This window comes from Deinococcus fonticola (genome assembly GCF_004634215.1).
GTDB lineage: Bacteria > Deinococcota > Deinococci > Deinococcales > Deinococcaceae > Deinococcus > Deinococcus fonticola.
In genome coordinates this window covers 1-12,967 of sequence record NZ_SMMH01000052.1, presented here as the reverse complement: position 1 = coordinate 12,967, position 12,967 = coordinate 1, and the positions used below count along the sequence as shown (strand labels likewise).

General features: G+C 62.8%; 11 protein-coding genes. 8 read left to right on the top strand and 3 right to left on the bottom strand.

The features are described from left to right. Positions 1 to 59: 59 nt before the first annotated feature. Together E5Z01_RS17970 and E5Z01_RS17965 are read right to left on the bottom strand one after the other, a co-directional pair. Positions 60 to 365: a YkgJ family cysteine cluster protein gene (locus tag E5Z01_RS17970; protein ID WP_167758004.1), complete on the bottom strand. Its 306-nt coding sequence runs from the start codon at positions 363 to 365 to the stop codon at positions 60 to 62. 84 nt (positions 366 to 449) lie between these two features. Next, complete coding sequence (locus E5Z01_RS17965; protein ID WP_135230622.1) at positions 450 to 1,532, bottom strand: pyridoxal phosphate-dependent aminotransferase; 1,083 nt, start codon at positions 1,530 to 1,532, stop codon at positions 450 to 452. Between the two features lie 242 nt (positions 1,533 to 1,774). Between E5Z01_RS17965 and rny the strand changes: the two genes are divergently transcribed. The 5 genes from rny (at position 1,775) to dprA (ending at position 7,845) form a co-directional block, all read left to right on the top strand. Next, positions 1,775 to 3,496, top strand: coding sequence for a ribonuclease Y (gene rny / locus E5Z01_RS17960; RefSeq protein WP_135230625.1), 1,722 nt, complete (start codon positions 1,775 to 1,777; stop codon positions 3,494 to 3,496). A 291-nt stretch (positions 3,497 to 3,787) separates the two neighbouring features. Next, positions 3,788 to 4,357: a hypothetical protein gene (locus E5Z01_RS17955; protein WP_205750512.1), complete on the top strand. Its 570-nt coding sequence runs from the start codon at positions 3,788 to 3,790 to the stop codon at positions 4,355 to 4,357. 98 nt (positions 4,358 to 4,455) lie between these two features. Then, positions 4,456 to 5,115: a response regulator transcription factor gene (locus E5Z01_RS17950; protein ID WP_119764269.1), complete on the top strand. Its 660-nt coding sequence runs from the start codon at positions 4,456 to 4,458 to the stop codon at positions 5,113 to 5,115. A gap of 146 nt (positions 5,116 to 5,261) precedes the next feature. Continuing rightward, a complete protein-coding gene (locus E5Z01_RS17945; protein WP_135230621.1) occupies positions 5,262 to 6,695 on the top strand; it encodes a sensor histidine kinase in 1,434 nt (477 codons plus the stop codon). 85 nt (positions 6,696 to 6,780) lie between these two features. Beyond that, positions 6,781 to 7,845 (top strand): DNA-processing protein DprA, encoded by a 1,065-nt coding sequence (dprA, locus tag E5Z01_RS17940; protein ID WP_135230624.1) that lies wholly within the window; start codon positions 6,781 to 6,783, stop codon positions 7,843 to 7,845. A 3-nt stretch (positions 7,846 to 7,848) separates the two neighbouring features. Here the strand turns inward: dprA and E5Z01_RS17935 are convergent, their stop codons facing one another. Then, the gene (locus E5Z01_RS17935) at positions 7,849 to 8,655 is read right to left on the bottom strand and encodes an alpha/beta fold hydrolase (protein WP_135230620.1); all 807 of its coding nucleotides are present in this window, start codon (positions 8,653 to 8,655) and stop codon (positions 7,849 to 7,851) included. 50 nt (positions 8,656 to 8,705) lie between these two features. Between E5Z01_RS17935 and E5Z01_RS17930 the strand changes: the two genes are divergently transcribed. The 3 genes from E5Z01_RS17930 (at position 8,706) to dnaN (ending at position 12,681) form a co-directional block, all read left to right on the top strand. Then, positions 8,706 to 9,671: an NAD-dependent epimerase/dehydratase family protein gene (locus E5Z01_RS17930; protein ID WP_135230619.1), complete on the top strand. Its 966-nt coding sequence runs from the start codon at positions 8,706 to 8,708 to the stop codon at positions 9,669 to 9,671. 141 nt (positions 9,672 to 9,812) lie between these two features. Further along, positions 9,813 to 11,177, top strand: coding sequence for a chromosomal replication initiator protein DnaA (gene dnaA / locus E5Z01_RS17925; RefSeq protein ID WP_240738558.1), 1,365 nt, complete (start codon positions 9,813 to 9,815; stop codon positions 11,175 to 11,177). Positions 11,178 to 11,598: 421 nt separating this feature from the next. Next, positions 11,599 to 12,681 (top strand): DNA polymerase III subunit beta, encoded by a 1,083-nt coding sequence (gene dnaN, locus E5Z01_RS17920; RefSeq protein WP_135230617.1) that lies wholly within the window; start codon positions 11,599 to 11,601, stop codon positions 12,679 to 12,681. Positions 12,682 to 12,967 lie beyond the last annotated feature (286 nt).

Genomic DNA, 12,967 nt, shown 5'->3' with positions numbered 1-12,967 from the left:
AGGTCTTCAGATACACCACGAGTAGCAGAAGCAAAAGCGTTTGCCTCTGCGTCCACCAACTACTTTCTCGCCATTTCCTGCTCCAGCCCGTAAATCTCCAGAAACCGCCAGATACGGCCTTCCAGCGTGGGAATGGGCGCCACTTCGCCGCACACCCAGTCGGGCTGATAATTGCGGCACACCTGCGGGCGCGCGTCGTAAATGAGGCACAGGCAGCCTGAATCGAGGTGAATACACGGCACGCCCAGCGGTTTTTGCAGCGCGTGAATGTCCGGCGCACTGCAACACGCCCCGCAGGCGCTGCAGTCGCGCGTCAGCACCGAGCGGGGCGGGACGTCGGGTGGGGGTTCAAAGGGGTCACCCATTAGCATCTCAAAGTGTAAAAAGAACACCGCCGTGGAAAGGTGTTCCTGGCGGTGTTCGGCGGCCCTGCCCTTACTTCAGTTCGTTTACTTCAGTTCGTTGACGGCGGCAATCAGGGTGTCGTTCTCACCGGGCGTGCCGATGGCCACACGCAGGCAACCTTTCAGCAGGTACTGGCCGTCCTGCGGGCGGGTCACGATGCCGCGCGACAGCAGGTGCCGGTAGGCGGCCTGGGCATCGGGCGTGCGCAGGAGGAAGTAGTTGGCCTGGCTGGGCAGGGCCTGACAGGTGGGGTGATCCTGCAGCGCGGCAAAGACCCGCTCGCGTTCCCTGACGGTTTCCTGCACGATGCGCTGAACGTACTCGGGGTGCTCCAGCGCGACTTCCAGAACGGTTTCGGTGAGGATGTTCACGTTGAACGCCGACACCAGTTTCTGAAGGTTGTGCGCGATCTCCTGCCCGGCCAGGATGTACCCCAGCCGCACGCCCGCCAGGCCCCAGGCTTTGCTGAAGGTGCGCAGGGAAAGGGCGTTGGGGTGCGCCCGGACCAGGTCGCGGTAATCGGTGCCGCTGTACTGGTAGTACGCCTCGTCCAGCACGGTCACCCAGCCGTACTGCTCGGCGTGGCGCATCAGTTCCTGCACGTCCTCGGGGCGGTCGGCGTGGCCGGTGGGGGCGTGTGGCTCGGCAATGGCGAACACGCCGGGGGCCTCGCGTTCCAGCGCCGCTTTCAGTTCCGCCACGGGCAGCGAGAAGTCCGGGTTGAGGGGCACCTCGACCAGTTTGGCGTCCAGCAGCGAGGCTTCCAGGGTGTACACGCTGAAGGTGGGTTTGGTGACCAGCATGGTCTGGTTGATGCCGGCCAGTTCGGTCAGGATTTTAATCAGGACATTGCTGCCGGGCGTCACCACGATGCTGCCGGCGTCCCAGTCCTCGTATCTGGCGAGGGCTTCGCGCAGTTTGTCGGCGTGCAAGTCCGGGTAACGGTTCCAGGGGCGCTCCAGCATGCGCCGCGCGGCCTCAGCCTTCAGTTCCGCCGGGAAGTCGTACGGGTTCTCGTTCTGATCGAGTTTGATGGGCACGTCGATGGGCGTGAAAGGATAGGCCGACACCTTGCGCACGGCGGCCCGGATGCCGCGCGTTTCCTGACTGAGTGGCGTGGAAGTCATAAGGAAGGTTGTACCACCCGGGGCCAGGGCGCACGCCGCGTGTCCACTCTGTCCAAACGGAGCCGCCCTATCCAAACGAAGGTACTGGCAAAGCCTGAACCGCAGGAGCAGGCAGGAAACCGCTAGACTGCGCCTTGAACGCTCAGCTTATCGTTTGACCGGCGCGGCGTTCACGAATTTCAGACGGACCGGAAGGCGGGGCAGTCGTGATGCCCGGCCCTTCCGAGGAAAGGAGCCTGATCATGGACAATACATTGATCCTGATTCTGGGCCTCCTGCTTGGTTTAACCCTGGGGTTTTTCTTTGCCAGAACGGTGATCCGCCAGAAGCAGACGGAGGTGGACGACCGACTTCAGCAGGAAGCCCAGGCGCAGGCGCAGCAGATTCGCGCTCAGGCCGAGCTCGACGCCCGCGCGGTGCGGGCCGAGGCCGAGCAAGCCAGGCAGGACATCAGCAGAAGGATGCAGGACGCCGAGAGGCGCACGCAGGAGGCCACCGAACGCGAAGCCGGGCTGGCCGCTCAGCAGGCGCGGTTCGGGGTGGAACGCGACCAGATCGCGGGACTTCGTTCACAACTCGATCAGGAGCGCCTGCAGGCCAAGCAGGACGCCCAGCAGACCAGGGAGACGCTGGCGGCCGACCGTCAGGAAACCCGACGCGAACGCGAGGAGCTTCAGCGTGAAATCGAGCGCCTGAACCGCCGGGCCGAGCAGCTCGACGCCCGCGGCGACAAGCTCGACGTGCTGGAGGAAAAACTGGAAGCGGGTCTGCGCGACCTTCAGGGCCAGGAAGAGGCCCTGGTGGAGCGCGGCAAGCAGATCGACCTGCGGCTGTACGAGGTGGGGCAGTTGACCCCGGAGGCGGCCCGCGAGCAGATTCTGGGCCGGCTGGACGCGGAGCTGGAGGAAGAGAAGGCCATTCGCGTTCGGGCCATGACCGAGCGGGCCACGGCGGAAGCCAAACGCACCGCCCGGCACGTGATCGCGCAGGCCATCCAGCGCAGTGCCAGCGAAACCAGCGCCCAGCTCAGTGTTTCGGTGGTGCCCATTCCGAACGACGCCATGAAAGGCCGCCTGATCGGGCGCGAGGGGCGCAACATCCGCGCCTTCGAGTCGCTGACCGGGGTGGATCTGATCATCGACGACACGCCCGAGGCGGTAATTCTCTCCAGTTTCAACCCCATTCGCCGCGAGGTGGCCCGCCACGTACTGGACGCGCTGGTGGCCGACGGGCGCATTCACCCCACCCGCATCGAGGAGATGGTGCACAAGGCCCAGGACGACATGAAGTCCTTCATTCACACCCAGGGCGAGGAAGCGGCCATCGAGGCGGGCGTGGTGGGCATCAAACCGGGGCTGGTGCAACTGCTGGGCCGCATGTACTTCCGCAGCAGTTACGGTCAGAACGTCCTGAAACACAGCATTCAGGTGGCGCACCTGACCGGCATCATGGCCGATGAACTGGGCCTGGACGCCGCGCTGGCCCGCCGCGCGGGGCTGATGCACGACGTGGGCAAAAGCATCGACCGCGAGATCGACGGCACCCACATCGACATCGGCATCAACCTCGCCAGGCGCTTCGGCGAGCCGCCCGAGGTCATCGACGCCATTGCCCACCACCACGATCCGGAGAACGGCGAGACGCTGTACTCGGTGCTGGTCGCCGCTGCCGACGCCATTTCCGCCGCCCGCCCCGGAGCGCGGCGCGAGGAACTGGAATCCTACGTGCGCCGGCTGGAGCAGCTCGAGCAGATCGCCGTGGCCTTCCCTGGCGTGCAGCAAGCCTACGCCATTCAGGCCGGGCGCGAGGTGCGCGTGATCGTGCAACCTGAAAAGGTCACCGACGCCCAGGCCACCCTGCTGGCCCGCGAAATCGCCGGACGGGTCGAGCAGGACATGGAATACCCTGGCCAGGTGCAGGTCACAGTGGTGCGCGAAAGCCGCGCCGTCGAGGTCGCCCGGTAACTTCCGCTCCACTGGTGAACCACCGTCTTCCGCCTGGGGACGGTGGTTTTCTTTGGGGACGCAATAAAGAAGAGGCCAGGCCGCTCCAGTCGCCACAGCACGTCCCCACCCCCTTTTCTAAAGACCGTGAGGAAAGTATTGTTTTTTACGAAACTTCACATCCCGCTGCGTCACGGGCGCGTCAGTTTCAACCCTTAACCTTCCAGCGACCCTGATGCGGGGCAGCCGTTCCGGTCTCTGCTGGATGGCTGTTACAGATTCCCGTCAGGGCGACTGGATACACTGCTGATGATGAAAAGACTCTTCCCCTTCCTGGTTTCTTTCGTGCTGCTGGCCTCTCCGGCCGGGGCGCTGAAGATGTCCATCTGGGATCGGGAGATGCAGACGACCCTGGGGGCCGGCGAGTCGAGCGGCAGCCGTTTCAATGTTCAACTGATCAAAAATTACAGTGGCCCGGTCATCGTGATTTTCTCGCAGTCGGACGAGGAGAAGCGCAGCGGCCTGTATACCGGCCTGCAAAACCGTTACGACGGCGTCCTCAAAAACGGTCAACTGACCCTGATGCCTGATAACCTGGAGAGAAGCGATAAACCGGAAGGCAGCAAATCGAACGGCGCCAGTCCGCAGGTCGCGCCTCCGCCCGCTTTAGGCAACCCGGGCAACGGCACCGGCAAAAGCCTGGGCCTGACCCTGACGAAGCTGCTGCAACAGTTCAAGTTGACCCTGAATCTGCAAACCACCGGCCAGACCAACCCGTCGGGGGTTCCGGCTGAAGCTGCCCCGCGCACCCCCGCCACGGTCAACACCTCCCCCCCGAGCGCTCCCGGTCTTTACAGGTTCCTGGACGGCAAAACCAGGTGACGGGTGCCGGGATAAGGCATACTGCGATCAATCTATCCTCGCCGGGCGCGTCAACTGCGGCGCAGGGACACGCCCGTCAGGGGCCAAAGGAGTTGTCCATGCTTGCACAGATTCTCGTTGTTGAAGACGATCCCCACCTCGGGCCCCTGCTTAAGGAATACCTGTCGGCCGATTACCAGGTGTTTCACGCCGGCACCCTGAAGGACGCGCAGGCGTGGCTGGGCACACACAGCGCACAGCTTATTCTGCTGGACCTGAACCTGCCGGACGGTGACGGTCTCGACCTGGTCAGCAGCCTGCGGCAGTACTCGTCGACGCCCGTGCTGGTGCTGTCGGCCCGCAGTGGCGTGCAGGAGCGCGTGGCTGGCCTGAACGCCGGGGCGGACGACTACCTCACCAAGCCCTTCGCCATGCCGGAACTGGACGCCCGCATCACCGCCCTGCTGCGCCGCACCGCCGCCGGAACGGGCGTCAACCTGGGGAACACCAGTCTCAGCACCTCCAGCCTGCTGCTCACCGTCAACGACAAGAACGTCAACCTGACCGAGCACGAGGCCCGCATTCTGGAACTGATGATGCGCACCCCCGAACGCGTCTTTTCGCGCGCCGACATCGAATCCCATCTGTACGGCTGGGAAACCCCGAACAGCAACAGCGTCGAGGTGCGCATCTCGCAACTGCGCAAGAAACTGGAAACGGCTGACAGCGACCTGCGAATCAGAACCATCCGCAACGTCGGGTATGTCCTGCAAGTGTGAGGTATCCAGAGGCTGCCCGCTGAGATCCGAAAGGGCGTCTCAGGCGGGTGATTTGCTATTCGGCGGGAAACGCGCGGCAGGCTGTGTTCTGAACGCAACCCTTAGAACCGTGATTTTTTCATGTCAGATGTGATTACACTCCGCGTATGAGCGTGTCTCAGCTTGAAGCCCCGCCCACGGTGCGCCGCAACATCCCGTTGACGCCCGGCGCGGGGCTTTACTCGGCGCGGGTGGCCTGGCGGCACAGCCTGCGCTTCCGGCTGGCGCTGGTGTACACGCTGGCGGCCCTGGCGGCCATCACGCTGATTACGCTGGGCATGTCGGTCTACCTGCTGGGGCAGATCGGCGCGCAGTTTGACCGCCGGCTGAACGACCGGGCCGAAGCCGTCGCCGAACGCCTCACCAACCCTGGGCCGACGCTGGGCAAAAAACTTCCGCCGATTCAGGGGTACATCGCGGTGATTGATACCGACGGGAACCTGACCTCGATCAGTAACGCCCTTCAGTCGAACACGGTGGGCTCCAAGCTGAATATCGGCGAGCCGTTCCCGTACCTGCACGAGAAACGGTTCAATGTGCTGGGAACACCGATGAGGGCCGCCACGCGCCCCGCCGGGGATTACGGCACGGTCTGGGTGGCCCTGCCCGAAAACGACCTGGTCAGCGCCCGCAACAGCACCCTCTCTGCGCTGGGCCTGGCCTGGCTGATCACCCCGGCCCTGATGCTGCTGCTGGGCTGGTGGCTGGGCAAACGCGCCCTGGCCGACCTGAGCCGCGCAGCGGAACTGGCCGACCGGATCGACCCGTCGAAGAGCCTGGCCATGCTGCCGCTGCCGGACCGTGAGGACGAGGTTCACCGCCTGCTGGCCGCCATCAACCGCTTGAACGTGCGCATCGAGGCCGGGCAGCAGCGAGAGAAACAACTGCTGGGCCAGATCGTGCATGAGCTGGGGGCGCCCCTGACCGTTCTGAAAGCCAGTCTGGAACGCGCTGGGGAACGCACCGGGGACATTGAGGTTCAGCGGGCGGCCCTGGTCGCCGACGAGCTGACGTTCACCACGCAGGATCTGATGCAGCTGGCCCGTGGGCACCTGGAAATGAGACTGGTGTGGCACTACATCCCGGCCCGCACCTTGCAGGGCCGCCTGGACAGGCTGGTGCCGGGCACCGCGTTTACCGGCGACTGGAACACGGGCCTGCTGTGCGACCCGGACCGGCTCACGCAGGCGTTGCGGAACCTGCTGGCGAATGCCCGGCGCGCGGCGGGGCTGGAAGGCACCGTGACGATCTGCCTGGAGGAAACGCCGGACGTGGTGAAGTTCGTGGTGCGCGACAGTGGCCCCGGTCTGCCCGCCGAACTGGGCGAGCGCATTTTCGAGCCGTTCGTGAGCGGCGCAGGCAGCAGCGGCCTGGGCCTCAGTGTCTCGCGGCAGATTGCCGTGCTGCATGGCGGCCAGCTGACCGGCGGCAACCACCCGCAGGGCGGAGCGCAGTTCATTCTGACGCTGCCCGGCGCGGCCCTCGCCGACGACGAGGGGTCAGGCGACCTCGACCCCCAGGAGCCGCCACTGAAATCGTGATGGCCCTACATGGTGATAGCCCTGTATCTTGATGGCCCCATATGGTGACGGCCCTGTCAGGCGGCCGGCTTATCCTGACGCGGTGATGGACGCTGCCGAACTCCTGGCCCTGCTGACCCTCCGCTTCACGCCGAACCTGGGGCCGCGCCGCATCGAGTCTTTGCGAACGCACTTCGGTAGTGCCCAGCAGGCCCTACAAGCCAGCCTGCTGGACTTGCGGGGCGTTCCGGGGCTCGACGCGAAAAGTGCCGCCGCTGTCGGGGACAAAAAAGCAGCGCAGCAGGCCGAAACAGAACTCCAGAAGTGCCAGCAGGTCGGCGCCCAGCTCATCGGGCGCGGCCTGCCCACTTACCCGCCCGCCCTGGACGCCCTGGGTGACCCGCCGCCTGTGCTGTGGGTGCTGGGTGACCTGCCCGCCCTGCCGACTGTGCCCCGCAGCATCGGCCTGGTGGGCACCCGCGCCGCCAGCCAACCGGCGTTGAGCCTCACCAGGGCCATCGCGGGTGACCTGGCCCGCGCCGATGTCGTGGTGATCAGTGGCCTGGCGCGCGGCATCGATACGCAGGCGCACACCGCCGCGGTGGAGGCTGGCGGCATCAGTATCGGCGTGCTGGGCAGTGCCGTAGACCGCATTTACCCCGGCGAGAATGTTCCCCTTTCGCGCCGCCTTACGCTCATCAGCGAGTACCCGCTGGGCACCGGGCCAGCCCAGCACCACTTCCCGACCAGAAACCGCCTGATTGCCGCCCTCAGTGCTGGCGTGGTCATTGTCGAAGGGGAAAAGAAATCAGGGTCTATGATCACCGCCACACACGCACTGGAGTGTGGACGCAGCGTGTTCGCCGTGCCGGGCCGCGCGGGTGACCCCCGGGCCGCCGGGCCACATCGACTGATCCGCGAAGGAGCCGTGCTCACGGAGTCGGCGCAGGACATCTTGGACGAACTGAACTGGGGAACCGCGCCCAGTCAGCCTCTGCCTGACCTGCCGCTGGAACAGGCCAGGGTGCTAAGGGCCCTGACGGCGCCCGCCACCCTGGATGACCTGCAAATGGGCACCGGCCTGACCCTGCCCGAGCTTCAGACGGCCCTGGTCATGCTGCAACTCATGGGCCTCGTCGAGGAAATCGGCGGACGCTGGGCGCGGCGGTAACGCCTATTCCAGGTTGGCGACGAACGCCGCCACCATCTGCACGATCACTTCCGGTTTCTCGCGGTGCGGCACGTGGTAAGCCTCCTGAATGATCTCCACCTGCGCGGGGCCGCCGCTGAGTTCGCCGATCATCTGCGGATGACGCAGCGAACCGTATTCGTCGTGAACGCCGTGAATGACCAGCAGGGGGCAGGTCACGCGCGGCAGCACGTCTTTCAGCGTCCACGCCCCAAAGTCCGGGGAGAGCCAGGTGTCTGTCCAGGCGCTCAGCACCCAGCGCGCCTTGTTTCCGTGGTATTTCGCCAACCTGGCCACCTGCCGCTCGTCCCTGAACTGCTCCCGGGCTTCGGCGACGCCGCTCAGGGTCTGGTCTTCAACGAAAGCCTGCGCCGACTCGCTGATCAGGGCCACGACCGCCTGTGGATAGAGGGCCGCGACGTTCACGGCTATGCCGCCCCCGACACTGTGGCCCAGCGCGATAAACCGCTTCAGCCCCAGTTGCTCCATCAAAGCGGGGACATACGTTCTGGCCTCGTCGGCAATGAAATCAAGCGGAAGCTCCTGCACGTAAGCGTCCGACTGTCCAAACCCCAGGCGGTCATAAGCGATGACCTGACGGCGCGTGGCCTTACTCAGCTGCGCTGGAAAATGGCGCCACAATTCCACTGAACCCAGCGAATCGTGAAAGAGCAGGATCGGCACACCGGACAACGCCCCGGCAGGCGTCCAGGTGCGGGTCAACAACTGGCCATGCGGGTGATTGACCCAGGCATCACTTGACGTTATTTCAGGGACTTCAGGGGTGGTCATGGTTGCCCCTGAGTGTAGAACAGCCAGGAAAGTCCCCTGTACAGTGAGACATGCGAATTCTGGTTCTGGGCGGGGCGCGGCTGGTGGGGCGTCACATCGTGGAGGCGCTGGTGGCAGCGGGGCATGAGGTGACCATGCTGTCGCGCGGGCAGACGCAGGCCGACTTGCCGGCAGCGGTGGAGCGCCTGCTCGGTGACCGAAACGACGGCGCCCCTGGCCTGTCCGCGCTGGCGGGCCGTTCGTGGGATGCCTGCGTGGACGTGAGCGGGTACACGCCGCGTCAGGTGCGGGCCAGCGCGGAATTCCTGAAGGGTCGGGTGGGGCGTTATGTGTTCATCAGTACTGTGAGCGTATACGCCGAGCAGAACCGCCACCCCATCCTGGAGACTGACCCGCTGCTTCCCCCAGCGGCGGAGGACGTGACCGAGGTCACCGGGGAAACGTACGGCCCCTTGAAGGTGACGTGCGAGGCCATCGTTCAGGAAGTGTATGAGGATGCCTGCACCATCCTGCGTCCGCAACTGGTGACAGGGCCACACGATGGCACCCGCCGTTACTCCTACTGGCCGGATCGGGCGGCGCGTGAGGGAACCATGCTGGCGGCTGGAAAAGATGACTCCATTCAGGTCATTGACGCGCGGGACATCGCTCAGTTCGTGGTGAAAGTCATTCAGGATGACATCGGTGGGGTATTCAACCTGTCCGGGCCGCGCCTGACCTGGGGAGAGTTCCTGACCCTTCTGGGGGCAGGGGACGTGTTCTGGACGACGCCCGAACATCTGGAACAGGTGGGCGTGAATTTCTATGAATTGCCTGTTTATCTTCCCGCGAACAGTGAGCAGGGCGGCATCATGGAGGTCAGCAACGGGCGCGCGCGGGCGGCGGGCCTCACCCTGACGGCTCCGCTGAAGACCGCGCAGGACACCCGTGAGTGGAGCAAAACTGCCGACCTGGAGTACAACCTGACGCCGGAACGCGAGGCGGAGATCCTGGCCCTGCTGCGAGGGCGCCGTTAGAAAAGCCGCAGCTTAGCCATGCACAAGTGACCTTTTTCTCCTGGTTGAGGGGAGAAAAAGTCGGCGGGAATGGTATTCTTTCCACGCACTCAAGGCAGGTAGAGGAGGTGTGCGTTTATCTCTCAAGAAATCTGGGCGGACGTGCTGGGTTACGTCCGCAAAAACATATCCGAGGTGGAGTACCACACCTGGTTCGCCCCGGTAAAGAACCTGGGCGTGCAGGACGGTTCGCTGGTGCTTGGCGTGCGCAATTCCTTCGCGCAGGAGTGGTTCAGGAAACACTATCTGGAACTGCTGGAAGACGCCCTGCGCAGCCTGGGGGCGCAAAACCCGCAGGTGAGTTTTCAGGTGCTGCCTGCGCAGCAAGACGCCCTGCTGTCTCTCAATGATCCGCCCCCCCCGCCAGCAGTAGTCACGGCGGGAAAGCCGGCGCCGGTCATTCATCCGGTACCCACGGCGGACAACCGCAGGAGCCTGAACCCCAAGTACACCTTCGAGAATTTCGTGGTGGGGCCCAACAACAACCTCGCGCACGCGGCGGCGCTGGCAGTGGCCGAGTCGCCCGGCAAGGCTTACAATCCCCTTTTCATTTACGGAGACGTGGGGCTGGGGAAAACGCACCTGATGCACGCGGTGGGCCATTACATCGCCGAGCGCTTTCCCGAGAAACGCATCGAGTACGTGTCCACCGAGACATTTACGAACGAACTCATCAATTCTATTCGTGACGACAAGACCACGCAGTTCAGAAACCGTTACCGCAGCGTGGATCTGCTGCTGGTGGACGATATTCAATTCGTGGCCGGCAAAGAGCGCACGCAGGAAGAGTTTTTTCACACCTTCAATGCCCTGTACGAGAGCCACAAACAGATCATCCTGAGTTCCGACCGTCCGCCGAAGGAAATCCAGACGCTCGAAGGCCGCCTGCGCAGCCGCTTCGAGTGGGGCCTGATCACGGACATCCAGTCGCCGGAGTTCGAGACTCGCGTGGCGATCCTGAAAATGAATGCGGAGCACAACCGCATCAGCGTGCCGCAGGAAGTGCTGGAACTTATCGCGCGTCAGGTCACCAGCAACATCCGCGAGCTGGAGGGCGCCCTGATGCGCGTGGTGGCGTTCGCCAGCCTGAACAACGTGCCTTTTTCCCGCGCCGTGGCGGCCAAAGCCCTCAGCAACATCTTTACGCCGCAGGAAGTCAAGGTGGAGATGATGGACGTGCTGCGTCAGGTGGCCTCGCACTACAACATGCCGCCCGAGGTGATTCGCGGCAGTGGACGCGTGCGTGAAGTGGTCGTGCCGCGACAGGTGGCGCAGTACCTGATCCGTGAGTTGACAGATCACAGCCTGCCGGAAATCGGACAGTTTTTCGGGCGCGATCACAGCACAGTTATGCACGCCATCAACAAGGTATCGGAGCAGATGGGCAAGGACGCGGACGTAACCGAGGCCATCACCATCCTCAGGAAGCGCATGCAAGGCACCGAAGATGATGAGCTGGAAGCATAACGCAGCCCAAATATCGATGTTATTAACAGAATATTTCCATTTTCCGTTCCAAAAAAAGGCTTTCAGGACAAATGCCCTGTGGATAACTTTGTGGATAACCCGCTAAACCTGTGGATAACTGGCCAATTTCTGTGGATAACTTTGTGGATAACTTACCCACTTATCCACAGGTTGTGGGGGCTGTGGATAACCCCCCAAGTTATCCACAGGATATCCACAGGTTTTCAGGGTTATCCACAGGGGCATTGTGGAAAAGATTTGCCCAGCTGAACAGCACGCAGGCCACTTTTCCACAGTTTCCACAGGCCCTATTACTACTACTACTATTTATTTAAGTTAAATAAAACAGTTAAAAGATAGGGAGCAACGCCCCCTCCACCCCAGCCCACCACAACATCCCAAAAAGGAAGGCAGGATTCCCATGAAGGCGAATGTCACAAAAAAAACCCTTAGCGATGGTCTCAGTCTCCTTGAACGCGTCATTCCCAGCCGCAGCAGCAACCCGCTTTTGACGTCCCTAAAAGTCGAAGCCACCGAAGCCGGACTGACGCTAAGCGGCACCAACCTTGAAATTGACCTGTCGTGCTTCGTTCCGGCAGAAGTGCAGAATCCGCAGAACTTCGTGGTTCCTGCGCACCTGTTTGCGCAGATCGTCCGCAACCTGGGCGGGGAACTGGTGGAACTCGAAATTACGGGGCAGGAATTGTCCGTGCGTTCTGGCGGCTCCGACTTCAAATTGCAGACCGGAGACATCGAAGCGTACCCACCCCTGACTTTCCCCAGCTACGCCGACGTGAGCCTGAACGCCGAGGAACTGGCCCGCGCTTTCGCCAGCGTACGATACGCCGCCAGCAACGAAGCCTTCCAAGCAGTGTTCAGGGGGATCAAACTGGAGCACCACGGCGTGGCGGCCCGCGTCGTCGCGTCCGATGGTTACCGCGTCGCCATTCGGGACTTTCCCGCCAGCGGCGACGGCAGGAACCTGATTATTCCCGCCCGCAGCGTGGACGAACTGATTCGCGTGCTGAAAGACGGCGAGGCCCGCTTCACGTATGGCGAGGGCATGCTGACCGTCACCACGGATCGCGTCCGCATGAACCTGAAGTTGCTGGACGGTGATTTTCCCGATTACGAGCGCGTGATTCCCAAAGACATCAAGTTGCAGGTGACTTTGCCCGCCACTGCCCTGAAGGAAGCTGTGAACCGCGTGGCCGTGCTAGCTGACAAAAACGCCAACAACCGCGTGGAGTTCCTGGTGTCGGAAGGCAAGCTGAAACTGGCCGCCGAGGGCGACTACGGACGCGCTCAGGACACGCTGGATGTCGTGCAAGGCGGTACGGAACCCGCCATGAGCCTTGCGTTCAACGCCCGTCATGTGCTGGATGCCCTTGGACCTATCGAAGGTGAAGCCGAACTTCTGTTCAGCGGCTCTACCAGCCCCGCTATCTTCCGTGGAACGGACGGAGGCGGCTATATGGCGGTCATGGTCACGCTGCGCGTTTAAAGGCCGTTTTTAAGCCGGGACGGGCTATCTCTTCAATGTCCCGTCCTCGCTTTTAACTGGCTTGGAGATTATGAATTAGTTTTAAGAAAAATCATCCACAAAAATTCTGCCTGTGGATAAAATCTGGGGATAACTTTTCAAGGGTAGTGAACCCTGTGTTCCTCGTCGTTTGAGATGAGACCGGATTCCCTCGCTGAGTAGCGTTATTTATCCACAAGTGACGTATGGTGTGGATAAAATCCGTAGATAATTTTCGACTTAGAAGGCAGATTTGATCTGAAGACCC